This is a genomic window from Bacillus sp. AFS017336, assembly GCF_002555445.1.
Classification (GTDB): Bacteria; Bacillota; Bacilli; order Bacillales; family Bacillaceae_G; genus Gottfriedia.
In genome coordinates this window covers 1-24,159 of sequence record NZ_NUCO01000038.1, presented here as the reverse complement: position 1 = coordinate 24,159, position 24,159 = coordinate 1, and the positions used below count along the sequence as shown (strand labels likewise).

The 24,159-nt window shown below is 31.0% G+C and carries 24 protein-coding genes; 4 read left to right on the top strand and 20 right to left on the bottom strand.

Annotated elements, in window-relative coordinates; all coding sequences use genetic code 11:
* Nucleotides 1–35: 35 nt before the first annotated feature.
* Nucleotides 36–185, bottom strand: a complete 150-nt coding sequence (locus CN601_RS27055) for a hypothetical protein (RefSeq protein WP_179865632.1) — start codon at nucleotides 183–185, stop codon at nucleotides 36–38.
* Nucleotides 186–335: 150 nt separating this feature from the next.
* Here CN601_RS27055 and CN601_RS20505 point away from each other — a divergent pair, with 150 nt between their 5' ends.
* Nucleotides 336–845 carry a hypothetical protein gene (locus tag CN601_RS20505; RefSeq protein ID WP_098117810.1) on the top strand — a complete coding sequence of 170 codons (510 nt, stop codon included), beginning with the start codon at nucleotides 336–338 and terminating at the stop codon, nucleotides 843–845.
* A 64-nt stretch (nucleotides 846–909) separates the two neighbouring features.
* On the opposite strand, the gene CN601_RS20500 is transcribed toward CN601_RS20505, so the two are convergent.
* The 7 genes from CN601_RS20500 to CN601_RS20470 form a co-directional block, all read right to left on the bottom strand.
* Nucleotides 910–2,538: a sensor domain-containing diguanylate cyclase gene (locus CN601_RS20500; protein WP_098172174.1), complete on the bottom strand. Its 1,629-nt coding sequence runs from the start codon at nucleotides 2,536–2,538 to the stop codon at nucleotides 910–912.
* 22 nt (nucleotides 2,539–2,560) lie between these two features.
* Complete coding sequence (locus tag CN601_RS20495; RefSeq protein WP_098172173.1) at nucleotides 2,561–4,816, bottom strand: sensor domain-containing protein; 2,256 nt, start codon at nucleotides 4,814–4,816, stop codon at nucleotides 2,561–2,563.
* Nucleotides 4,817–5,024: 208 nt separating this feature from the next.
* Nucleotides 5,025–5,642, bottom strand: a complete 618-nt coding sequence (locus CN601_RS20490; RefSeq protein ID WP_098172172.1) for a rhomboid family intramembrane serine protease — start codon at nucleotides 5,640–5,642, stop codon at nucleotides 5,025–5,027.
* Between the two features lie 178 nt (nucleotides 5,643–5,820).
* Nucleotides 5,821–6,744: a serine hydrolase domain-containing protein gene (locus CN601_RS20485; protein WP_098172171.1), complete on the bottom strand. Its 924-nt coding sequence runs from the start codon at nucleotides 6,742–6,744 to the stop codon at nucleotides 5,821–5,823.
* Between the two features lie 159 nt (nucleotides 6,745–6,903).
* The gene (locus CN601_RS20480) at nucleotides 6,904–7,521 is read right to left on the bottom strand and encodes an NUDIX hydrolase (protein ID WP_098172170.1); all 618 of its coding nucleotides are present in this window, start codon (nucleotides 7,519–7,521) and stop codon (nucleotides 6,904–6,906) included.
* A 153-nt stretch (nucleotides 7,522–7,674) separates the two neighbouring features.
* On the bottom strand, nucleotides 7,675–8,439 hold the full coding sequence (locus tag CN601_RS20475; RefSeq protein WP_098117818.1) for an exodeoxyribonuclease III: 765 nt from the start codon (nucleotides 8,437–8,439) through the stop codon (nucleotides 7,675–7,677).
* Complete coding sequence (locus tag CN601_RS20470; RefSeq protein ID WP_098172169.1) at nucleotides 8,436–9,056, bottom strand: 3'-5' exonuclease; 621 nt, start codon at nucleotides 9,054–9,056, stop codon at nucleotides 8,436–8,438. Before CN601_RS20470 ends, CN601_RS20475 begins: the two co-directional genes overlap by 4 nt.
* A 162-nt stretch (nucleotides 9,057–9,218) precedes the next feature.
* Here CN601_RS20470 and CN601_RS20465 point away from each other — a divergent pair, with 162 nt between their 5' ends.
* Together CN601_RS20465 and CN601_RS20460 are read left to right on the top strand one after the other, a co-directional pair.
* Nucleotides 9,219–9,626, top strand: a complete 408-nt coding sequence (locus CN601_RS20465; RefSeq protein WP_179865631.1) for a CidA/LrgA family protein — start codon at nucleotides 9,219–9,221, stop codon at nucleotides 9,624–9,626.
* Entirely contained in the window at nucleotides 9,613–10,302 is a 690-nt protein-coding gene (locus tag CN601_RS20460; RefSeq protein ID WP_098117821.1) for an LrgB family protein, read from the top strand. Before CN601_RS20465 ends, CN601_RS20460 begins: the two co-directional genes overlap by 14 nt.
* Nucleotides 10,303–10,348: 46 nt before the next feature.
* Here CN601_RS20460 and CN601_RS27050 read toward each other — a convergent pair whose 3' ends face one another.
* The 12 genes from CN601_RS27050 to CN601_RS20400 form a co-directional block, all read right to left on the bottom strand.
* On the bottom strand, nucleotides 10,349–10,549 hold the full coding sequence (locus CN601_RS27050) for a hypothetical protein (RefSeq protein ID WP_098117822.1): 201 nt from the start codon (nucleotides 10,547–10,549) through the stop codon (nucleotides 10,349–10,351).
* Nucleotides 10,550–10,672: 123 nt separating this feature from the next.
* Nucleotides 10,673–11,170, bottom strand: coding sequence for a YxiF family protein (locus CN601_RS20450; RefSeq protein WP_098172168.1), 498 nt, complete (start codon nucleotides 11,168–11,170; stop codon nucleotides 10,673–10,675).
* Between the two features lie 194 nt (nucleotides 11,171–11,364).
* Nucleotides 11,365–12,252 carry a GNAT family N-acetyltransferase gene (locus CN601_RS20445; RefSeq protein ID WP_098172167.1) on the bottom strand — a complete coding sequence of 296 codons (888 nt, stop codon included), beginning with the start codon at nucleotides 12,250–12,252 and terminating at the stop codon, nucleotides 11,365–11,367.
* Nucleotides 12,253–12,275: 23 nt separating this feature from the next.
* A complete protein-coding gene (locus tag CN601_RS20440; protein ID WP_098117829.1) occupies nucleotides 12,276–13,505 on the bottom strand; it encodes an MFS transporter in 1,230 nt (409 codons plus the stop codon).
* 232 nt (nucleotides 13,506–13,737) lie between these two features.
* The gene (locus CN601_RS20435; protein WP_179865630.1) at nucleotides 13,738–14,355 is read right to left on the bottom strand and encodes a TetR/AcrR family transcriptional regulator; all 618 of its coding nucleotides are present in this window, start codon (nucleotides 14,353–14,355) and stop codon (nucleotides 13,738–13,740) included.
* Between the two features lie 170 nt (nucleotides 14,356–14,525).
* Entirely contained in the window at nucleotides 14,526–14,837 is a 312-nt protein-coding gene (locus tag CN601_RS20430; RefSeq protein WP_098117833.1) for an MTH1187 family thiamine-binding protein, read from the bottom strand.
* A 109-nt stretch (nucleotides 14,838–14,946) separates the two neighbouring features.
* Entirely contained in the window at nucleotides 14,947–15,876 is a 930-nt protein-coding gene (locus tag CN601_RS20425) for a D-2-hydroxyacid dehydrogenase (RefSeq protein WP_098172165.1), read from the bottom strand.
* Nucleotides 15,877–16,477: 601 nt separating this feature from the next.
* Nucleotides 16,478–17,200: an amino acid ABC transporter ATP-binding protein gene (locus CN601_RS20420; protein ID WP_098117836.1), complete on the bottom strand. Its 723-nt coding sequence runs from the start codon at nucleotides 17,198–17,200 to the stop codon at nucleotides 16,478–16,480.
* Nucleotides 17,197–17,853, bottom strand: coding sequence for an amino acid ABC transporter permease (locus CN601_RS20415; RefSeq protein WP_098117837.1), 657 nt, complete (start codon nucleotides 17,851–17,853; stop codon nucleotides 17,197–17,199). The genes CN601_RS20420 and CN601_RS20415 overlap by 4 nt, the downstream gene beginning before the upstream one ends.
* Before the next feature lie 64 nt (nucleotides 17,854–17,917).
* Nucleotides 17,918–18,727, bottom strand: coding sequence for a basic amino acid ABC transporter substrate-binding protein (locus tag CN601_RS20410; RefSeq protein WP_098117839.1), 810 nt, complete (start codon nucleotides 18,725–18,727; stop codon nucleotides 17,918–17,920).
* Between the two features lie 283 nt (nucleotides 18,728–19,010).
* A complete protein-coding gene (locus CN601_RS20405; RefSeq protein WP_098172164.1) occupies nucleotides 19,011–22,091 on the bottom strand; it encodes an AAA family ATPase in 3,081 nt (1,026 codons plus the stop codon).
* A 2-nt stretch (nucleotides 22,092–22,093) separates the two neighbouring features.
* On the bottom strand, nucleotides 22,094–23,248 hold the full coding sequence (locus tag CN601_RS20400; protein WP_098172163.1) for an exonuclease SbcCD subunit D: 1,155 nt from the start codon (nucleotides 23,246–23,248) through the stop codon (nucleotides 22,094–22,096).
* Nucleotides 23,249–23,446: 198 nt separating this feature from the next.
* Here CN601_RS20400 and CN601_RS20395 point away from each other — a divergent pair, with 198 nt between their 5' ends.
* Entirely contained in the window at nucleotides 23,447–23,764 is a 318-nt protein-coding gene (locus CN601_RS20395; protein WP_098117844.1) for a thioredoxin family protein, read from the top strand.
* Nucleotides 23,765–24,159 lie beyond the last annotated feature (395 nt).

The window sequence follows — 24,159 nt, the reverse complement described above, 5'->3', positions numbered from 1 at the left end:
CAAATTGATTATCTGAGTCCCATTTAATAATGCTATTAAATTCGATTTTTAAAAGCTTCTTCTGTTACGATATAATCTTCTTCACGATCTTCATGTTTACGGTCTTCTGGAGCAACTACTGACCCTTTCGGACTAGTTGGCGCATGACCTTTTTTCTTATGATTAAAGCTTTTCCCTCTTGCCATTTAAAATCCTCCTTAAACAAATCATCATTAATAATATGAGTATTTCAACTTTATCTTATAGATGGTAGATTATTACAAAGAGTTCATTTTTTAATTCTATTTTTGATGATATGATAAATGTAAACCAACTTAAAAAACAGAGGTATATGTATGAAGAAAGAATTTGCAATTGGCATTTCAAATCATATTAAAAACTGGATGGAGTTCAATCATTCGTTATTTGAAATAGAGGAAATTCCAACGACTTTCAATACTTTACAAAATTTTCAACAATGGGCAAATGGAAAACCGATCATTTCAGCTTTTCATTTAAAAAAAATAGAAGAAGAAAGCTACTATTTATTATTTATCGATTGGCATCGAAATGAGAATTATTATTTAGTAATATATGTTGAAAATAAATCAACAACTGCTGCTGAAATAAGGGAGCTTAAAGAAATTGATGGTAAATTTTCATTAGTATGGAAATATAACCCATTAAAGCGTGATGGAAAGAATGCTGAGCGTAAAGCTTATTTCAAACAGGTATTCGGATCTCTTCAAGTAGAAATACAAATACCTAGCACTTCTAATGAAGTTGAAGAGTTTTTTAATAATCTATACAAGCTTTGTAGAAATCGCCAAACAGCTGATCGAATAATTGATGTATTTGATTATTAAATCAATCTACATTTATTTAATTAAACAAAATAAAGGCTGCCGATTTTTTCGACAGCCAAACTTTTTAGTCAATATGAGGCTTTTCACCTTTTAACTCATCATAACAAATAACACAATTTTTCCCGGTTTGTTTCCCTACATACATTGCTTGATCTGCGCGACTGATACTTTCTGATACCCCTTTTTGCCGATCAAACTTTGATAATCCGAAAGTCATAGTTACGTGGATAGCATAATTCTCATAGTGATATTCAAATTCATCAATTGCATGTCTCAATCTTTCTGCAATTTCCTTTGATTGATTGTATGGCGTGTTTGGTAATACAATTAAAAACTCTTCTCCACCCCAACGTCCAATATAGTCATTAGAACGAATTAATTCCTTAATAATTTTAGCACTTTGGCTTAATACAAAATCTCCCACATTATGGCCGTAATTATCATTTATTTTTTTAAATGAATCAATATCAAATATTAAAAATGAACAGTTATTATCTGATGCTTTTATATTTTCGAGGTCAGAAAGGATCAATTTGTGTAACCCTCTTCGATTTAATACCCCAGTTAACGGATCATTTAAAGAAAGCTCTTCTAATTCATTTTTCTTGTATTCTAAATCAATCACTAAATTTTTTAATTTTTTTTCAGCATCCATTCGTTTTTCGGCTATCCACGCAATCCATATTAAAAGAATTGTAATAAAGATTATTGGTAGTATTTTTCCGCCTATTAACGAAATTTTATCTGAAGTTGGTAAAAAGTAATAAAACGTCCAATTTGTACCTGGTATTTCTCTTTTTATCGTATACATTCCATTGAGTATTTTAAGTTTATCTTTCGGTGTCGTGTTCAATTGTTGAAGAATATTTCTAGAATAAGTTTTTCCAAGTATACTCATCTTAGTAATTTTATCATTCGATTGAAATTTTGCATTTGAGGAGGCAATAATATTTCCATTAGCATCTGCTAATACTGCATCAAAATCTTTATTTAACTTTTTACTTAAGTTTTTAAAGGTAATATCAATCGAAACTGAACCCACATACTTATTTTGAAAATCCACTGGAGAGGATACCGTAACCATCATCCCTTTTCCTGCACGGTCTAAATAAGGATGGCTCCAATACGATTTACGACTTGGATTTTTTTCAAATGTTCCAAGCGTTGTACTCTCTTCTTTTAAAACATCATTTGAAAATTTAAATTTATCTGAAGGAACAAAAGGATACAAATTATTAAATCCAGAGTTACTCGTGTAATAGATCCAAGAAATTTCTGGATAAGCATTGTACATTTCAGAGAAATAATTATTTAAGCAATCCGATAACAATATCTCTTTAAATTTAGTTGGATTATCGTTTGGCTTACCGACACCTGAAATATTGCCTTTATTAGTTTCTTGCAAATTCGCCTTGAGTGAATCACTGTTAAAGGTGTTGGTTTTAGCATCATAATGAATATAACTTAGATAACCATTTCCATTCGTTGCTTTGTCAGCTAAATATTCATTTGAATAGATTCTTAATATATCAGTGAATTCAGAGCCTACTTTTGAATAATCTTTAATTTTTTGATAGTCAATATCAAAACTATTTTCAAATTTTGTTTTTTCAGTTTTAGTAAAATAATATAAGGTGCTTCCTACAAATATGATTGAAACAATAATGACCAACAATAAACGAATACGTTTCAAAATCCTCCACTCCCGTTAAACCTTAGTTTTTTAGTTGGTCATGAAACTTCTTATCTAAATCTTCCACAGGTAAAGGTTTACTATAATAATATCCTTGTGCATATTTACAATTTTGAATTTGTAAAAATTCAACTTGAGTTTCAGTTTCAACACCTTCAGCAACCATGTCATATCCAAGCTTATTGCCTAAATCAATAATCGCGCTAACAATTGCTACTGAATTCGAAGATGCATTAATTTCATCAATAAATGCTTTATCAATTTTTAACTTATCAAATGGAAATTGTTGTAAATAACTAAAAGATGAATAACCAGTACCAAAGTCATCTATTGATAATCTAATCCCTAAAGCTTTTAGCTCGTTCATAATTTTAGTAGCTTCTATAATTTCTTGAGTGACACTTTCTGTAATTTCTAAGTCAAGATAGCTTGGTTCAAGGTTTGATTCGATTAAAGTTTGGTTAACAATATCGACAAACTCTTTATCTCTAAACTGTACACCAGACACATTGACTGCAATACTTTTAAGTGGAATCCCTTCATTTAACCAGTTCTTAAATTGATGGCACGCTGTTTTTAAAACCCATTTGCCTAATAAGTTAATTAGACCTGTTTCTTCCGCAACTGGTATAAACTCAATTGGCGGAATAAAACCATATTTAGGATGCTGCCATCTAATTAGTGCTTCTAAACCAATGATTTGATTAGATTCGAGATCGATTTGTGGTTGGTAGTGTATACTAAATTCATCATTTTCTAAAGCTTTACGAATCCCAATTTCAAGTTCCATTTTTCTGTCATTTGCTAACTTAACCTGTTCTGAGTAAAAATTATAACCATTTTTACCAGTTTCTTTTACTGTATTCATTGCCGTATCTGCATTTTGAAATAAAACTTCTACGGTTTCTCCATCGACTGGATACATACTAATACCAATACTGAAGGTAACATGTATATTGCGTTCATCAATCATTAATGATTTCGAAAACGATTCGTGAATCTTTTTTACTAATTCTCTAGGTTTTTTACTATCTGAGTTTTTTAATATAATGACAAAGCTATCTCCGTCAAAACGGAATAATTCACAATGATTACCAACTGAAAGCTTTAATCTTTCCGTTACTTTTTGAAGCATTTTATCACCAAAGCTATGACCGAACGTATCATTAATATTTTTAAAACGATCAAGGTCCATAAACATAATTGACATACTTTGATTTAATTCGTTACTTTCCCTCAAGGCAATATCAATTTGCTTGTATAATGCATTTTGATTCCCTATACCAGTTAATTGATCGTAATATGCAAGATATTCAAGCTTTTCAGCAGTTCTTTTTCGCTCTGTAATATCTCTTGCTACGACTTGTAAAGCATCTATACCTTGGAAAACTGTTAAATATGATAAGGCTTCTGTAAATATAATTGTCCCATCTTGTTTGAATAAACTATATTCATTCTTAATGATTTCTCCAGCTATTACTTTTTCTATATCTTTTTGCGCAGTTTCTATCGATTCTTTTGTTAAAAACTCAAAAACATATTTTCCGACTACTTGGTTTATGTTGTTTGCACCAACTAATTTTAATCCTGCACTATTGATATAAAGTATTTTTCCATCTAGCCCATAAATTAAAGTAGTTTCTGGAGAATATTTAACTAATTTTTGATAACGTTCTTCACTTTCCATCAGTTTTCGTTCAGATTGAGTTTGTAATGTAATATCTTGTGCAAAATACATTAACCACTGAACTTCACCTTGATCATCTACGATCGGAATGCATTTGCTTTCTAAAACGACTTTATAACCATTTTTATGTTCAAATCTCACTTTAAACTGCGACGTATCTTTAAATGTTTTCCGATTATGAAACTCTTCTTTCATTAATGAGACATCTTCTTCTAAAAATTCAAAGATTGATTTCCCTTCATATTCTGATTGCTCATATCCTAATAGTTGATGAACTGAAGGTGAAGTATATTCAATTACGCCTGTAAGATCTACAATGACTAAAATATCAGACGAATTCTCAACAAACATACGATAACGGTCCTCTACAGAACTATCCTCTTTATTTTTTTTAATTAGGATGTAATAAAAAAACATTGCAGTAATGATGATATAAATTAAACCTTTTAATATTGCAACGCTAGAATCAATTCTGCCCATGTAATGTTCAATTAACGAATCCGATAAAAAAATCCAAATAGTACTGAACAAGAGATAATAAAAAACTGCGTAAAACGATATTTTCTTCTGTCTTCCCCAGTTTTTTTGCATTCACAACACCTTTCTTATTTACATTTCACTTAGTTGTTATTTCGAAATAGTAACCTCAACCTTATTTTAGCGTCGAGGTATACTATTCTCAACCTTTAAAATTTGGAAATAATAATTGAATTAACGTTAACTCTTAACTAATTTTCAAACAAAAACAAACCTAGCTCAACTGAACTAGGTTTGTTTTATAAGTAATTTTATATGTAAATTATACATTGACTGAATTTTGAAAACTTGAGGCTTTAGTTAACACGAAAGGCGTTATTATAAAACCAATAATCAATCCTGCTAAGTGACCAGTTAGACTTGTCGATGGAATGATTAATGAAGAAAGTAATCCAATTCCTAAAAAAGTAATGACAAACTTGCGATCATCTGAAAATAGCATGTTTTTTCGAAATAAAGTAATAAATAAATACATTCCTAAAAACGCATATCCAACGCCAGATGCGCCAGTTTCAACTGTATTTGGCGTATAGAAAAAATTAATAATAAGACCCGTCATAATGACGACTGTTAAATAAAAAAGTAAAAACTTTACAGAGCCTAATGCTCTTTCAAGTGGTCTGCCTAATATAATCATAAAAGTCATATTCATAAAAAAATGTGCGTAGCTGCCATGCATAAACGCATATGTAAAAAGTCGCCAAATTTCACCTTGCTCAACTAATTCGTGCTCATATCCACCTAAATCGATGATATTTTGAATTGTATATCCTCCTGTAAATGTCGTAATGATTACTAATATAGAACATATGCCAACCATAACAGTTGTTATTGGATATTTCTTAATAAATGTTTTGAAGTCTTCTGTCACTAAAAACATCAATCTCGTCCCTTCTGGAGCTATTATCAAAAAGTTGTATGACTCATTATTACTTAATTCGACATTTTTCAATAAAATCCTATTCTCAAATAAAAAAATCCTACAAATAATTGTGTAGAGAATAGGAATGGATCAATTTAGGGGAAATAAATACGAAGCTGGACAAGAGCTCCTTAATTTATGATGATTGAAAATACTTTTGGAAAATTTTTAATGGGACATTTGTTTCAATATATTTTGCACTCGTAAAAACAGCAACCAATTGTTGCTTTGGTGAAATAATGATACATTGGCCTCCATATCCCATAGCAAAATAAATAGAAGAATCAACTGTTTTTGGCTCATCATTTTCAGCTACCCACCAATGATATGCATATGAACCTACATGATGATATGTATGAAATTTCGCTTTTGTAGACTGTGATACCCAATCACTAGAAATAATCTGTTTATTATTCCATTTTCCATTTTGAAGCATTAAGATTCCAAGTTTTAGCATGTCATTCGGTTTTAAACTTAAACCAAACCCACCGATATTAATTCCGTTTGAATCCTCATGCCAAATAAATTCAGTTATTTCTAATGGTTCAAATATCATTTTATTTGCGAAATAAGCTAATTTTTCTTTCGTTACAATTTGAATAATTGCACTAATTACTTGTGAAGCTCCAGAGTCATAAATCATTTTTTCCCCCGGACTATTGACCATTTCTTTCTCTAAAACGTATTGTACCCAGTCTTCACTATTAATCATAGGGACTGGTCTACCACCCCATTCTCCCCATTCTTGCCAGTCATACCCCGCTGTCATTGTTAGAAAATGTTCAATTGTGAGCTCCTTTTTGTTTGGTTCTATATTTGGGAAGAATTCTGAAATTGGTGTCTTTACACTTTCAATAAAACCTTTATCAATTGCAATTCCTATTAACATAGATAAAACGCTCTTAGTCACTGAATTAACCTTAAATAATTTAGTTTCACTTTTCGTATTTTTATAATATTTATACTTAATTTCACCATTTTGATAGATGATGCATGTCGCGATACGCTCTTTTACTAGTTCATCTTCTAACTGTTCATAATTCATTGTATTTATTTTCAAGTAATTTCTCCTTATCGCACGTTTTCAAGTAGTTTTACTAATTTATGTATTAATCTTCCCATTAATCTAAAAAAAGCAAATAATCATTCATAAAAACAAAGCGAGCTGCAACAGCAACTCTAAATTTTTTGTCATTCGCAATATTTATCTATCTAGTATTTAATCAAACCATGTTTCTTTTAAAGGATTTTGATAGTATTCATACATTAACTCGATTTGAGCAGCGGTGTTACGGCTTAGTGAAAGCTCCGGTAATTCACTTACATCAAAAAAATCAATTCCACTCGTTTCTATACCAGTAGTAGAATTCCCACCTACAATTTCACATTGGATAAATAGTTTGTAATAGTGATATAACTGAGGCGGATGAGCATGTTTGGTCATATCTAAAACTGCTAGTAGCTTCTTCACTTCTACTATATAACCAGATTCCTCAAAAATTTCTTTTACGACATTTTCAGAAGCTGATAAGCCTACATCACAAAATCCACCCGGTAAAGACCACTTATTCTCACTTTTTTCTCTTACTAATAAAATTTTCCCATCTTTAAAAACCACACCTCTAACATCAACTTTAGGCGTTGGATAACCTCGTTCATTAGCGAATAATTCCTCGATTTCATCGAATTGTAAGTTAGAGTATTGATTCAAAATATCCGCACTAATGTTTCTTAATTCTACATATCTTTCTTTATCAAAAGGATCTTTCGTAAAGGCCAATCCTGCTTGAGAAATTGCTTGGATTTGCTGTGCCCATTGTAGCCACTTTAAACTCATTGGAGCCATCCTTTCCAAAACATTTTTATTATTTTACTAAATTTCTATATAATTTGTCCTAACGTTAGTTTACGCACCAGTAACTCCTGTTGACATAATAATTGCCTAAAAGTAAAAAAGAAAGCTCTAAATACTAAGAACTTTCTTCTCAAATTAAATAATCGAATCCTTCATCGTCAACATAATCGGACAATGGTCACTGCCCATTATTTCGGCGTGTATTTCTGAGTTAATTAATTCAGTTTGAAGTCGATTTGAAATAATAAAATAATCAATACGCCATCCAATATTTCGCTCACGCACTTTTGCCATATAAGACCACCAACTATAAGAACCTTCTTTAGTTGGATTTAAAAATCGAAAACTATCTGTAAATCCATTCTCTAATAAAACGGTCATTTTCCCACGTTCTTCTTCAGTAAAGCCCGAATTTTTACGATTAGATTTTGGATTTGCCAAATCAATTTCATTATGTGCAACATTCAAGTCTCCACATAAAATGACTGGTTTTTGCTCATCAAGTTTCGTTAAATAATGTTTAAACTCATCTTCCCATTCTAATCTGATTGGTAATCTTGCCAAGTCTCGTTGCGAATTAGGCGTATAAACATTTACCATATAAAATTTTTCAAACTCTAAAGTTAATACTCTACCTTCTACATCTTCTTCCTTTCCATTAAATCCAAAGCTTACATTTAATGGTTGATGTTTCGTAAAAATTGCAGTTCCTGAATAACCTTTTCTAACTGCCGAATGCCAATATTGATAATAACCATCTAATTCCAATGCTATTTGATCTTCTTGACACTTCGTTTCTTGAATACAAAAAATATCTGCATTTTGTTCATTAAAATAATCTAAAAAACCTTTTTGTACACATGCTCGAATTCCATTTACATTCCATGATATTAATTTCATACTTTTTTCTCCAATTTACGTTTCGGTTTTGGTTTTACTAAAGATGAACGATAGTCAAACTGATGAATTTGTCCATGGTAAATTGAAGTTTTATCATATAACTCTTCAAAAGATGAGATTTCATATTTCTTCGTTAAATGTAGAAATATTTTTGCACATGCTTCTGCATCTGCTAATGCATGGTGATGGTGATCTAATAAAATACCGAACTGGTTTGACAAAGTATCTAATGAGTAACGGGATTGTTTAGGCAATACCTTTTTAGCAAGCTGAAGTGAACATAATAAATTGTTTAAAGCTGAAGGTACTCCATATCTTGATAAATTATCTTTTAATGCATAACCATCAAACGGTAAATTATGTGCTACCAGTGTTTTCCCTTCAATTTTACTTTTAATTGTTTCATAAAATTCCGGGAAAAGAGGTGCATCCTGAACATCTCTTGGTCTAATTCCGTGCACAGAAATATTCATAGAATAAAAATCTTCTTCAGGATTAATAAGGGAATAAACTTGATCAACAATTACTCCATCTTCAACAAATACAAAACCGGCAGCGCAAATGCTATGGCGATTGTAATTTGCTGTTTCAAAATCAAACGCTACAAATGAATTCATATTATTTAACTTCCTCTGTTTTTATGATAATTCTATTATAAACTTTTTTAATAAAAGATGCATTTTTATAATAACGAAAAAAATTCACATTTTCGCCACAATTTGTTGTACAATATGTAGATTAATAATCACATAGTTAGTAAGATTCAAAGGATGTTGATCATGAAATTTGTACAATTGATTGTTCAAATAAGTTTTTTATACTTATTATTTTTTATCGGAAATTTAATACAGAAATACTTTCATTTAATGATTCCTGGAAGTATTATTGGTATGTTTTTACTATTCGGTATACTATTTATTCCTTTTTTTAATGAAAAATGGATACAAAATGGAAGCAATTTTCTAAGTAAGCACTTAACTCTTTTATTTATTCCAGCAACAGTAGGAATCATGAGATATCCTTCCATCTTAAACTTACATGGATTCATCTCTATTATTATTGTATTAGTCAGTACTGCAGTTGTATTTAGTACTTCAGCTTATATTAGTTCGTATCTTTCAACGAGAACCCGTAAAAAGCAAACGGAAGATCTAGTGATTGGGAGGGATACGAATGAAGGACTTTAAGAGTTTGCTATTTATTCTATTAACCATTTTATGTTATATCCTGGCTAAAAAAATGTACGCTAAATTTACTTTTCCGCTATTAATTCCGATTGTAACCTCAACTACAGTTATTATCTTACTTCTTCTAAAACTTCATATTACTTATGAATCGTACATGCTTGGTGGTAAATGGATTAATTTGCTTTTAGGACCTGCAGTTGTTTCCTTTGCCTATCCATTATTTGAACACCGAGCAACTTTAAAGAAATACGGTATGTCTGTGTTTATTAGTGTATTCGCTGGAACAGTCGTTGGATTATTATCAGGTGTCTACTTATCATTGTGGCTCGGAGTAAAAAAAGTCATTATCCTTTCTTTAGCTGCAAAATCAGTTACTACCCCACTAGCTATGGGGATTACTTCAATGATTGGTGGCATTCCGTCTTTAACTGTTGTATATGTAATGATTGCAGGTATATCTGGTACGATGTTTGGCCCATTTATTCTATCAAAGCTCAAAATAGACCACCCAGTTTCAATTGGACTATCATATGGTATTGCATCTCATGGTGTTGGTACTGCTAAAGCCGCAGAATACGGGAAGTTACATCAAGCAATCAGTTCAATAGCAATGACATTAAGTGCAATTTTAGCTTCTTTACTGATTCCTTTTATAATCAAAATCATTATAAAATAAAAAGAAAAAAGCCACATAAAAAATGTGGCTTTTATTGTTTTTTAGTTTACCAAGGTCTTCCACAACATGGGCCATATCCGCCCCATGGACGATAGTAACCCCACGGTCTTCCCCATCCCCAAGGTCCAAATGCCGCTGCTCCAAATAAAAATGGGAAGAAGAATGGGAAAAATCTTTCATCCTCATTTTGCTGCACTTGTGAATATTGGTAATAAGGTTGCTCAATTTGATGACGATAATCATACATTTTGTATCACCTCCATACTAACTATTGTACGGAGTTTAGCTCATTTAGGAGCAAGGTCAAGTATATAGGCATAAGTACAAAAATGAGATGTAACTTGCTTAATTTGATATGATTTTAATTTACTTAAAGCATGCTTGAGAAACCCCAGCTAGTAAATATATCCCAATATTCGAACCTTTCAATACAAATTCCTAATTTAAATGTAGATTCAAATACTACAAAATCAAAATCACCCTTAGAATACCCGCTAAAGTTAACAATCCAATTAATATCACTAAAAATATCTTTTAACCTTAAACTGATTGCGCCTGTTTCACGGTAATTCAAATGAAATAAAATTACTTCCATTTCTAGAAGATGGGTGGGAATTTTCTTATATAACAAATCAAGTTCTTTAACTGCTTTAGAGTAACTATGGTCAAACTTGAATTCTTCTTTATTTTCACCTAACTTATCTATTTCGTTGTAAAAATTAATAAGTAATTTTCTAGAATATTCAGGATCTACGAAAGAACTAAATGTTAGATGAATGTCTTTAGATATCAATTCTTTAATTTTGTTATTTCTCTTATTTTTCATTTGAAGTAATTTAATCTTTTCTTTTCGATCATCAAGATCCACTTAAATATTCTCCTCTCATTAATGGATATATTAGCTCTATTTTAACAAAAAGTTATATCGCACCTATAATATGTAGCCATTTTGTCAAATAAGAATTTTATAAATACCACAACAAAAATAGAGATGCGAATTGCATCTCCAAACTATACTTTATTTATTGTTTCACCACTGAACCGAATTTTGTTAATCCTAGTCTAAATTAATTTATACATCTCATATTGAGCTATTTTTTCTCTCTTAAATTCTAATTTATTCATAAATCCTTCTAAGCTATTATTATTTGGGATTGATGTTGAAATCGCTTTTAAATTTAGTTCAGTAGCTGCATATTGTAATAAGTTAGTTGCTATTTTTTGATGACGGTATGCTTTATCTACCATTAGGAAACTTATTCTGCCATTTGCATTTATAGCCAACGCTCCTATGTTTTCATTGTTAACTTTTGCTAAATAGTAGCTAAAATTAGTTAGTTTTTCTAAATAATCAATATCATTTTGCCAGTTTATATGGAAATCCCATTTATTAAACGTTTCCTTAAAATGATGAAAATCGACTTTATGGATCTCTGCATTTGCTTGGCTTTGTAATTGTTGCAAGTTAGTTAAATCAGATTTTGAGAAATAAGAAAGATCATAGATTTTTTCATATCCTAGTTTTTTATAGAAATTAATCGCGCGATCATTTCCAACAATTACTTCAAGGAAAAGTTGTTTACATCCATTTTTCTCTGCTTCTTCTTTGTGAAGTTCAATTAACTTCTGACTGACACCTACTCCTCTATAATCTGGACTAATTGCCAATGTCCCGCATCGCATAGTTTTAATATTTTCATAGGTTTTAATACCACCTAATATAACTCCAACAGCTTCATTTTCATGAATAGCTACAAACGAGTGCTCAAGTTTGTTCCCTTCTGCTCCGAAAAACACATTAACAAATTGTTCCTTTGAGTACTCAAATTTAACCATGTAATCTGAAAAGCCAATTGAAAATGCTTGAAATGCTAAATCAATATCCACTTCGCTACATCTGAAAAAATTTATTTTCTCTAGTTCTATACTATTTTTCAAATTTGTTTCCATGCAGTCACGTCCCTTGTCTATTATTATTTAGAAACCATAATTTCATTTTCAGTATTTTGAATAGAATCATAGTTAAAATTGATTTTTCTCTTAATTAGTAAGTAACCGGTTACAGACATAATCATTATGATTAAGCTTCCATGAAACAGCCAGACTAGATGTGGCATAGTTATAAATGATAATAATGGTGATGCCGCTACAAAACCAATTGTAAAACCCACTCTATTTAATAAATTTGCTACACCGAAGATTCTTCCTCTTATTGAATTTTCAGTTTTTTGAATCATTGTTGAAAAGTAAGTTCCGGCTGCATTATCAAAAAAGCCTGTGAAAAATGCAAATAAGAATACAATCCATAAAATTTGATTAGATAAAAATAAAATGAATCCTAATGATGTTAACACTGATGCTCCGTAATACATAAATAAATAATGCTGTTTTAACCATGATACTTTTGGGATTAACCAAGTCGAAATGATTCCTCCAATACCCCAGGTTCCCCAAATTAATCCTTGATAAAATGTTGCATGTTCTGAACTTATTTTTTCTGCTAATATTGGTACTCCAACATTATGAGAACTGGCTGAAAATGTTTGAAACAAAAAGACCATGAACACTAATAATAATAATGGTTTGACCAGTACGTAAGTTTTCACTTCTTTTAAATCATCAAACAACTGTCGCCAATGTTTATTTCCATTATTTTTAACCGTATTTTCCCATTTATAAAAGATTAAAACAAAAGCCGACATGAAATATGAAATAGCATCAATTCCAATAATCACTCGATAATTTACTACAGTTGATAAGAAAGCTGATCCTAAAAATCCAATAACCATGCTAATTGCAGCAAGCCGAGAAATAAATGCATTAATTTTTAAAATATTTTCTTCACCAAATATTTGTGGTAAATCAGCACTAAAGCTGACTGAAAAAAAGCTTCCCAATGCACCTATAACAAACGCTGCAATCGCAATCATAGTAGGCGAAGGAAAAATACATAAAAATAAGATACTAATACCTCTAGTAATATCACTGAATATCATTAGCTTTCTTCGATTATATCGATCTGCAATTACGCCAGAGAATAAACTTGTTAAAATCCCGCCACAAACACGGAGTGCTAGAACTGCTGCTAGCCATGTTGTGCTTTTCGTCATCGAATAGATTACTGCATTCATGATAACCAATTCCATCATACTACCTATATCTGAGAATGCTTTTGTATATAAAAAGTAAACCTTCTTTCCCACAATAATCCCTTCAATCTACCAAAATTAAATAACAAATTACTTTAGCAAAACATAGACAAGTAAATAAGTCTAATTTGGACTGAATTCATTGTTATTCCTCCCTTCAAATCAAAACTGACTATTAAGTTTATTTTATTGTATGAATAGTGTATGTTGTTTGCTTTATTTTTAACATAAAAAAATTTCAGAATTTTTTTTAGGTAGGAAAGTATTGACCTTCACTACCTAAAATTTATTTACTAATTAAAATATAAGACATAATCATTTCTTCAATTGCTTTAAATTGCGCCTTGTAGATTTCATCATCTTCTACAACCGAGTAATGCAAACAGATGCCATCAACATTAGCCCAAAACAAACTTGAAATAATATCAGGATCGATATTATTCTTAAATTCACCTGATGCTATTCCTTGTTTAATAATTTCACTTAAAAATAAGCGATATTGATTTTTATATCTTTCAATCATGATCGCTTGTAAGTTTTCATGCCTAGCCGAATTAATCCAAAACTCCAATTGTACTCTAATCATATTACGCCATATTTCCGTTAAAGTAATTTCACTATACATTAGAAATAGCTCTTTCAACTTATCTTTTGGCGAACTAATATTTTGAAATCGTTGATTAATTTTTTCAAATGTTTGAACTGTTCTTTCTTGCATCAAAGTTAGATACAGCTCTTCCTTACTTTTAAAGTAATTATAAATTAACCCTTTACTCGTTTTAGAATATGCAACAATATCATCCATTGTTGTCGTATGATATCCCTTTTCTCCAAAACATTTTAATGCACTTTCAAGAAGACTCTCTCTTTTGCGTTCTTTGTAATCATCTGAGACTTTTGGCATTGAACACATTCCTTTACTCTCTAAATTTATTTAAACTGACTATTTAGTTTAGTTTATCAACTAAATTATGGAATTTCAATAAAATATTCAAAATAATCACACGATTATTTTCATCCTGATAAAAAAAGTGACTAAAAGTCATAAGACCTAGTCACTTCATCCAGACATAATTAGTTTTGTTCAAGTTTTGCTTTAACAGAAGCTAATTTACCTTCCATTGTGCTCTTCTTGTCACGACGATCATCAATTCGAATTGTCGTTGCAACTCTTGAAATTCCATTTGCAAATGGAACCTCATGCATCTCTTGAACAACTTTTAATAATACTGGTAATTCACCTTCAATAATTGTATTCATAGGTGTAAGTTGGTATTTAACTTCACCTTCATACTTTTCTAAAACTTTATGTATATTTGCTACATAAGCACTCACACTAGGTGTTTCAGTGCCAATTGGTACGATTGAAACGTCAATAATTGCCATTGTTAAATTTGCTCCTTTTATCATCAATTTCTTACATGTTATATCCTACCATGTTTATGAAAAAAATGAAAAATTTAACCATTAAATGATGGGCTAGTTTTAGATATGATTAATAACCTTTGTCAATCTTAACTATATTTCTTAATTGTTCATTATTTTCTAATTTTGAAAGTGTGTCCACAAAACACTTAACTCCATCATTTGGTAAAGTAACCGCTGAAATATGTGGTGTTATTTTAACATTAGGCATTTGCCATAATTCTGAATCTGCTGGAAGTGGCTCAACCGCAAAAACGTCTAAAATAGCTTTTCTTATTTTTCCACTTTTCAAAGCTTCTTTTAAAGAATCTTCACATACAGTTGCTCCTCTACCAACATTTATGAATCCTACATTGTTTAAATGTTTAAACGTATCCATATTTAATATATTTTTCGTTTCATTTGTTGATGGAAGAACACTTACAATCCAATCCGCATTGTCTAAAATTGTGGATGCTTCTACGAATGGTACTATTTTTTCGAAGTATGGCTTTTCGTTCCCACTCATCGAGACACCAAACACCTTCATGCCTAGGTTTGATAAAACCTTTCCGATGTATCCTCCAATTTCACCTGTACCATAAATGACTACTTTTTGATCCTCTAATGATTTCGGTATGTGAAATTCCCACTTATTTTCAGACTGTAAACTCGAAAATTGTTCGTGTAATTGTGAATCCTGGAGTATGTAACTTAAACAATATTGGCTCATCTTTGGACCAAAAACGTCAATAGTTCTTGTTAAGAGCACATCATTTTTCCAGTTTATTTTCATAAAACTATCAACACCCGCAGCTAATGAATGTACCCATTTGATGTTTCCAAACTCAAAATTTGGCGTCGGACGAAAACCAACATATGTATCAGCCCACTCATAATCCTCTTTCGTTACTTCATCTTCCGGTAAAAAACGGAATTCCTTTGTTAGATTGTATGAATCAATAATGTCTTTAAGCTTATGTTGGATTCTGCTAGTTACTAATATTTTTTGACTGTTCATCGTTCTCTACTCCTTTATTTTTGCTACTTAAATTTTAACATAATATTTCGAAAACAATAAAAAGAAAGACCTTAGAAATTTACTATTACATTGAGGGTGACCTATAAGTCTATCAAATGGAAAACAAATTTGTGGAATTGAAAATTAAAATGCAGAGGACTCATCTGCATAAAGCTTGTGAGTAGTGCAAATAAGTTTGTCAGAACGGCAAATATGTAGTTCATGATCGCAAATAAATATGGATTCGTTGCAAATAAAGTACTAACTGCAATTAAATGTCTAAAATCGCAAATAAAATAGTCAGAACTGCAATTAAAATTAGAGAATCGCAAATAAAACTAGTATACCTGCAATTAAAACATCAATAAGTGTAAATAAACGGATGATTTACACCTACCGGTAATGGTATTATGGCTAAAAATAGACTCTTTTCAAAAGCCAAACTAGCAAACTAGCTTTAATTATTACGTAATCGGTTAAAAACTTGATAGAATTTAATCACTTTTCTATAAAAATGATTGATAAAGCGACTTCACATTAAAAAACGCCGAAATATACCCACTAGGTATCTCCGGCGTTTACAAGTTACTTTCTACCTTCCTTATAATACTTTACTTAAAAAGCTTTTCGTACGTTCATGCTTTGGAAAGTCAAATATTTGACCTGGATCGTTTTCTTCAACAATATAACCTTGATCCATAAAAATTACGCGGTCACCAACTTCTCGTGCAAAGCCCATTTCGTGCGTTACAATGACCATTGTCATTCCTTCTCTAGCTAATTGCTTCATAACTTCTAATACTTCTCCGACCATTTCAGGGTCAAGGGCAGATGTTGGTTCGTCAAACAACATAATTTTAGGTTCCATCGCCAGCGCTCTCGCAATTGCTACACGTTGCTTTTGACCACCAGATAGAGAGTCAGGATATACATTTGCCTTATCTGAAAGACCGACCTTTTTTAGTAGTTCTAATGCTTTTGTTCTAGCAATATCATTCGGTTTATTTCTAACCTTTTTAGGAGCTAGAATAATATTTTCTAAAACTGTTAAATGTGGGAATAAATTAAAATGTTGAAATACCATACCTACTTCGGTACGAACTTTATTTATATTAGTCTTTTTATCTGTAAGATCGACATTCTCGATAAATACTTTTCCCGCAGTAATTGTTTCTAACATATTTAAACATCGCAGAAAGGTTGATTTTCCCGAACCAGAAGGACCAATCACAACGCATACTTCTCGTGGTTGAATTGTAATGTTGATATCCTTTAATACTTCAAGCGAACCAAATGATTTTTTTAGTTTTTCTACTTTAATCATCCTGTTGTCAACCTTCTTTCGATACGATTTAATACAAAGCTTAATGACAATGTCAGTACTAGATAGATAGCAGCGGCTGAAAAGTAAGGCTCCCAAACTTTATAATATTGCCCTTGCATAGCTCTACTCCAATACATAATTTCAGGTGCTGCAATGATGGCTGCTATTGAAGATTCTTTAATTAATACGATAAATTCATTTCCAAGTGGAGGAATCATACGTTTAACAGCTTGAGGCAAAATAACATTTCTCATTGCTTGTCCATGTGTCATTCCAAGCGAGCGTGAAGCCTCCATTTGCCCTTTATCGATTGATTGAATTCCAGCGCGGAAAATTTCAGCAATATACGCTGCTGCATTTAATGAAAGTGCGATGATTGAAGCTGCAATTGCATTTGTCTCACCTATGAAATACGGAACTACACCGAAATGTATAAGCAAAATTTGTACAAATAAGGGTGTACCTCTAAAGAAATTGATATACCATTTAAATGGAAGTGCTAACCATTTATTATTTAGCATTTTACCTAATCCAATAAATAATCCAATTATTGTACCAAAGAAGATCCCTGCAAAAGATAAACCAATTGTTAATGCAGTTCCTTTAAGGAAAAACGGTATGTACTCTTTTATAATGCCAAAATCAAATCCCATTTCTTTTCCCCCATTTAGATAAAATTGCGTAACACAAATTTTGCGTTACGCAATTTTTAATTTACTATTTATTTTCTTCTGCTTTTAATGTCGCAAGATCTGGCTCTGATCCAAAATGCTTTTTATAAATTTCTTCATAAGTTCCATTGTTTACGACTTCCTTAATCGCTTTATCTAGTTTACCTTTTAATTTACTTCCATCTTGAAGTAATAAGCCATAGTATTCAGGTTCAAAACTATTTTTATCATCAATAACTACTAACTTTTTATCAGGGTTATTTTTTGCATAAGCTTCAAGTACCCCATTATCAGCAACTACAGCATCAGCTCCGTGGTTAAGAAGTTCTAAAATTGCTAAATTGTTATTTTCGAATTTTTTTAGATTTTTATTGTTCTTTCCAAATATTTTTTCAACTGCTGCTTGGCCTGTTGTACCATTTTGTACTGCAACAACTTTCCCTTTTAAATCTGCAGCTGATTTAATACTACTACCTTCAGGAACTAAGATTTTATTAATTGAAAGAAAATATGGAGTCGTAAAATCATATGTTTTCTCACGATCTGCGTCAATTGAGATTGAAGACATACCAATGTCTGCAGTCTTTCCACCAATTTCAGCAAATAAAGGATCCCAACCCGTATTAACAATTTTTATTTTCAATCCAGCCTCTTTAGCTACGGCATTCGTAAAATCAACATCAAAACCAACTATTTTTCCATTTTCAAGATATTCAAATGGTGCATATGCAGCATCAGTAACAACTCTTAATGGTTTGTCCGCTGATCCATTCGTTTTGGCATCCTTTCCACATCCCGTTAAAGTTAGAGCTGTTGTAACTGCAAGTGCAAACGATAGTGTCTTAAACTTTTTCATTTAAATACCCCCAATTAGTTTAAATATGTAATTTAGCTTTTTATTAGATTGAATATATTGAAAATTTAATATATTTAGATTTTTTATAATTATATCTATTCTTGTTTAAATATGCAATACTATGTCAAATATTGTTAAATCCCTCCAATACCCAGTTAGTTTACAAAGTTTAACTATCAATTTTATTACTTGTCTCCTATTACATATATATTTCATTTTATAAAACTTATTTGTAAAATTAATAAACCGGAAACAAACATCTTGTTTCCGGCTTCATTTCATATTATTTAATTAAAATTGAGATCTCCGAATAACCTTTATTCGTCTTATGAACTTCAATTACTGCTGGCATTGCATCCTTCACATCTTGCACATGGGAAATAACGCCAATTAAACGACCTGATTTTTGAAGCTGAATTAGTGTATCTATTGCTTTTGACAATAATTCATCATCTAGCGAACCAAACCCTTCATCTATAAACAGCGTATCAATCGATACACCACCTTTATGTGCTTGAATGATATCTGCCATTCCTAAAGCTAAACAAAGCGATGCGTTAAACTGTTCTCCACCCGATAATGTTTTTACATCTCTGGCTAAACCTGTATACGAATCGTAAACTTCTAATCCTAATCCACTTTGTTTTCTTCCTTTTTCAACTGCATCTTTTCGTTGTAATTGAAATTGGCCATTTGATAAATGATCGAGTCGAATATTTGCTGATTCAATGATTTGTTCAAAATAATCCAATAAAACATATCGTTCAAACGAAATCATTTTATCATTATCGCCTTTTGTTACTTTATATAAATCAGTTAAACCAGCTAAATCTTTTTCGGTTTTTACAAACTCCTCTTGATAAATATTCAAATCAACTTTCAACTGATTTAATCGTTTAGTTGATTCTTGAATACGAATCATTTCATTAACGATTCCATCTATATTTTGTGTAATTTCTTGTACCTTGCTTCTTAGATCACTCTCATCTATCTTTTCGTTCGATTGCACTTGTTGCTCAAGTAACCCTTTTTCAGTAGTTAGTCTTTGCAGATTCTCTTCGAATGTCGATAAATCGTTACGATATTGATCAATATACTGAATATAATCAATTGCGCTTATAAACTCTGATTCAATTTTAAACTGATGCTCAGATAATTTTTCGTGATACGTTATCGAAACTTTTTCAATATCTTGCTTTATTTTTAGTACATCATTTTCAAGATGCGAACATGTTGTCTCTTTCACTGTTTTCTGCTCAGTTAAGAATTTGTGCTCTTCTTCAATTTTGGAGATTTTCGCTTTTAATGTAGCAATTTGTTTTTCTAAATCATTTTTTTCCGTTTGCCATTGCTCAAGTGTTCTAAGCTGTTCAGGTAATCTCGATTCAATTTGAACAACAACTAATTTTAATTCATTTATTTCATTAGTCAGCTTATTCATTACTTCTGATTTCTCAGTAACTTTTATCATTAACTCACTAACTAATTGTTCTTTTATTTTTATTAATTTATTAACTTGTTCAAATGTAGCCTTTTTCTCTGTAAGCTCTTTTAGTATTGTTTCATTATCATTAAACTCTTTTACTAGACCTTTTAAACCTTCATTTGAAAAGTCAAATCGACCATACTCTTCTAAAAAGGCCTCTTCATCCCTTATCACGGTGTTTTCAATGCTTCGAATGCCACCTTGGATTGTAGCAAGTTCAGTCTGAAGTGCATTCACTTGTTGTTTCAGCTTTTCTACATCTTCTTCGTTTACTGTCCCGTTAAATTTAGCAAGAGAAGGATGATGAGTGCTTCCACATACCGGACACTGCTCTTGATCTTTTAAATCTTTCGCTAGAAAAGCAGCCTTTTGTTGAATCATTTCATGTTCAATTCGGTCTAATTCATTTTTAAATTTACTATGCTCGACTTCTTTATTACGATAGTCAATTACTTTTTGCTCTAAGTCTCTTTTTGCAAACACGATCCGTTTTGCAGCTCCGCCTTTTTGTGAAATTTCTTTACTTAATAAGGAAATTTTAGCCCACTCTTCATGGATTCCTTCTAGGTCAATTAAACTCATTTTTAATTTGTTTAATTCTTCGGTTTCTTTTTTTAATTCAATTTGTAATGATTGTTCTTCTCTTTCAGCTTTGATTAGATTTTTCGACTTATGATCGAACTCAATTTTTAGATTTTGAAATTGATTAATATCATCTTTTAGAGCTACTAAATTACTTAATTGGCTTTCAAAACTTACTAATTTTTTATGTTCTTCAGGAAGAGTTTCTACTTCTGCTGAAATTTGTTCAATTTTCGAAAGTGTTCCTTTTAAACTTTCAATTTCAACTAACAATTTATCATTCGTAACTTGAAGTGCATTATTTAGCTTTTCAAGTTCAGTTTTTACAGGCAATACTTTCTCAGCATTTGTAGCTAATTTTATTTTCACTTTTTTATCTTCAATTTCTAACTCTTGGTCTTTCAACAACGCTAATAATTCAATGATTTCACGCAAGCGATCAATGTTTTTATTATGCGTTTGTGCTGAGAATAATTTTTGTTGATGAACCTCTAATTGTGATTTTTGAAGTTTTTCTGTTTCTTCAAGTCTTTTTAAATCTTCTATCATACTTGAAATATGTTCAGTCAAAATATCATTTACTAAATGCAGGTTAATTTGAGAATCGTCAGCTAGTTGAATGCCTTTTTCACTTAAGATTTTTTCAATCACTTCTAATTTAATCATTATTTTTTGTTTTAAATTATTAAAGTGACTTTCCTTATTTTTTCTATCTGAATTCAAATCTTCAGCTACTTTTTCATATAATTCAGTTCTGAAAATCTTACGTAAAATTTCTTCTTTTTCTTTCGTATCGGATACTAATAATTTTCTAAATTCACCTTGAGGAAGTAATACGATTTGTTTAAATTGATCGGCATTAATTCCTAATAACTCTTCAACTTTTTTATTTACAATAGAAGTTTTATTAAATTCTTGGCAATATGGTACCTTTTCCTCATTTTCAATTTTATAAAACTCTATTTTGTCGCCAGTTATTCCTTTATTTTGCTTTTTCTGATGCCCTTTTTGCCTAAAAATATTGTAATGATTCCCTTTTAATTCAAAAGTCAGTTCTACACTTGTATATAGGTCATCATCTGCAAAGTGGCTTCGAAGTAAAGCTTGATCATTTCTATTTTCACCGCTCGCTTCTCCAAATAAAGCAAAACAGATTCCATCAAAAATCGTTGTTTTACCTGCACCAGTTGGACCAGTAATCGCAAATAAGCCTTTTTCATTTAATTTACTAAAGTCAACATTCACCTTATCTTTGTAAGGTCCAAATGCATGAAGTACTACTTTTAATGGCTTCAATTCTATTCCTCCCTTACAAAAACCCCATGAATTATTTCTTTCATAAATTGTTCATCTTCAATTTTTAAATCTTCATTTTTCATTTCTTTATAAAATGCTTGAAACAGTTCAAGTTGATTTTTTGATTGTTTATCTACTAAACTTAATTGATTTTTGTTATCTAATTGTAATGCTGAACGCTTTCGACTAACATGCATTGCGTTTGGATAAACGGTTCTAATTTGCTCCATCGGTTGTACAACCATATGATCATCAGTTAATTTTACAAACACATAGTCATTATTTACTTGATGTTGTCTTATTTCCTCAATTGTTCCTTCAATTGATCTTAAATCTCGAATTGGATGAAACTCTCTCTTTTCAACAGTTAACTCGCCATTACCTTGTATTTCAACAATGAAACAACCTTTTTTATGATTTTCTTCTGATAAAGAATATTTTAGAGGAGAACCTGAGTATCGAATTGATTTATTGCCTACATAATGCGCGCGATGCAAATGCCCTAAAGCAGTATAATTAAAATGCTTGAAATTATGATGAGATACATATTCAGCCCCACCAATCGAAAGTGTACGCTCTCCCTCAGTCTCTTCATCTGAAGGCTCACCATTATTCGTTACGAATGCATGTCCAACAAAAACATTACGGACAGACGTGTCTAATTCTTCATCTCTAATTTTATTAATGATTGCTCTCATTGCATCATCATGCGAATGGATATCGTCGTTCTGTAATATATAGCGAACAATACTCGGCTCTGCATAAGGAATTAAATAAAAATGCACTTCACCTTCAGCATCATTCAAAATCACTTTCTTAAAAGGAGTTTGAAATTTCCCAACTAAATAAATACCTTCTTTTTCCATAAAACGACTACCAAATTCAATTCGTTCAGCACTATCATGATTTCCAGCAATAGCAAGAATCGGCGTATTGCACTCAATGACAATCTTATGGAACACATCATTTAATAGTTCAATTGCTTCAGTCGGAGAAACACTTTTATCATATAAATCACCTGCAATTACTACTGCATCCGGCTTTTCTTCTTTAATTATTGATATAAATTCATCTAAAATAGATCGTTGGTCTTCTGTCATATGTACACCATGTACAATTTTACCAAGGTGCCAATCTGCAGTATGAATAAACTTCATTTAATACACCTCATTAATTTTATTGGCCGTTTTCTTGTATCGAAACTACAGCTTTTATTTAATTATATTTTACATCAACATACGAACATTTGTATCCTTTTTAAATGAATAAATTAAAAAATGCATTATTAAGCTAAAATAATTGAAATACTACTAAATATGATACAAAATATAGCTATAAAAGCTTAGGAGGCAATTATGGAAAAATTAGTAGATGTAAAAAAATATGAAGAAGTTATAAATAGTGAAAAGCCAGTAGTCGTTAAATTCTTTGCAACTTGGTGTCCTGATTGTACACGTTTAGATGCATTTATTGGAGAGGTAATCGAAGAACATCCTTCATTTACTTGGTACACAATGGATCGCGATGAGTTTCCAGAAATCGCTAGTGAACAACAAGTAATGGGTATTCCAAGTTTATTAGTATATAAAAACGGTGAAAAAATTGGTCATTTACATAGTGCGAACGCAAAAACGCCAGAATCAGTAGAAGAATTCTTATCTACTTTTGAATAATAAAGTTGATATTAATTATAAAACCACAAGGCAACAATCATTGAATTAGTAATTTAAATAATACGCTAATTGGTATTAAATAATATAATGCAAAAGAGGCATTGCTTGAGCAATGCCTTTTGTTTATTGTTAATTTTCTTATACAACTATCGAATGCGCTTAGTTGGATATAGATATATAGTATGTATGCAGGTAAAAAAATTCAATTTACTTCTTTTTCTTTCTTCTCTCCAATGAGAAAGTAATATATTAACCAAATGACATTGAACTACTCACCACTTAACACCCTTACGGGTTGTTTGAAGTGGGAGATTCTTGGGAACAGAGCATACTTGCTAGTGTATTTTTTTGCCAGCAGAGGTTTCTCTTATTTACCAAGCTACCCCCGTAGATTC

Excerpts from the sequence above, each read along its gene's own strand:
- CN601_RS20420 (WP_098117836.1), bottom strand. The coding sequence starts at position 17,200 with ATGATTAAAGTAGAAAAACTAAAAAAATCATTTGGTTCGCTTGAAGTA.
- CN601_RS20490 (WP_098172172.1), bottom strand. The coding sequence starts at position 5,642 with ATGTTTTTAGTGACAGAAGACTTCAAAACATTTATTAAGAAATATCCA.
- CN601_RS20445 (WP_098172167.1), bottom strand. The coding sequence starts at position 12,252 with ATGGAAACAAATTTGAAAAATAGTATAGAACTAGAGAAAATAAATTTT.
- CN601_RS20400 (WP_098172163.1), bottom strand. The coding sequence starts at position 23,248 with ATGAAGTTTATTCATACTGCAGATTGGCACCTTGGTAAAATTGTACAT.
- CN601_RS27055 (WP_179865632.1), bottom strand. The coding sequence starts at position 185 with ATGGCAAGAGGGAAAAGCTTTAATCATAAGAAAAAAGGTCATGCGCCA.
- CN601_RS20430 (WP_098117833.1), bottom strand. The coding sequence starts at position 14,837 with ATGGCAATTATTGACGTTTCAATCGTACCAATTGGCACTGAAACACCT.
- CN601_RS20465 (WP_179865631.1), top strand. The coding sequence starts at position 9,219 with ATGAAATTTGTACAATTGATTGTTCAAATAAGTTTTTTATACTTATTA.
- CN601_RS20415 (WP_098117837.1), bottom strand. The coding sequence starts at position 17,853 with ATGGGATTTGATTTTGGCATTATAAAAGAGTACATACCGTTTTTCCTT.
- CN601_RS20395 (WP_098117844.1), top strand. The coding sequence starts at position 23,447 with ATGGAAAAATTAGTAGATGTAAAAAAATATGAAGAAGTTATAAATAGT.
- CN601_RS20470 (WP_098172169.1), bottom strand. The coding sequence starts at position 9,056 with ATGAATTCATTTGTAGCGTTTGATTTTGAAACAGCAAATTACAATCGC.
- CN601_RS20435 (WP_179865630.1), bottom strand. The coding sequence starts at position 14,355 with ATGCCAAAAGTCTCAGATGATTACAAAGAACGCAAAAGAGAGAGTCTT.
- CN601_RS20475 (WP_098117818.1), bottom strand. The coding sequence starts at position 8,439 with ATGAAATTAATATCATGGAATGTAAATGGAATTCGAGCATGTGTACAA.
- CN601_RS20480 (WP_098172170.1), bottom strand. The coding sequence starts at position 7,521 with ATGAGTTTAAAGTGGCTACAATGGGCACAGCAAATCCAAGCAATTTCT.
- CN601_RS20460 (WP_098117821.1), top strand. The coding sequence starts at position 9,613 with ATGAAGGACTTTAAGAGTTTGCTATTTATTCTATTAACCATTTTATGT.
- CN601_RS20495 (WP_098172173.1), bottom strand. The coding sequence starts at position 4,816 with ATGCAAAAAAACTGGGGAAGACAGAAGAAAATATCGTTTTACGCAGTT.
- CN601_RS20505 (WP_098117810.1), top strand. The coding sequence starts at position 336 with ATGAAGAAAGAATTTGCAATTGGCATTTCAAATCATATTAAAAACTGG.
- CN601_RS20410 (WP_098117839.1), bottom strand. The coding sequence starts at position 18,727 with ATGAAAAAGTTTAAGACACTATCGTTTGCACTTGCAGTTACAACAGCT.
- CN601_RS20425 (WP_098172165.1), bottom strand. The coding sequence starts at position 15,876 with ATGAACAGTCAAAAAATATTAGTAACTAGCAGAATCCAACATAAGCTT.
- CN601_RS27050 (WP_098117822.1), bottom strand. The coding sequence starts at position 10,549 with ATGTATGATTATCGTCATCAAATTGAGCAACCTTATTACCAATATTCA.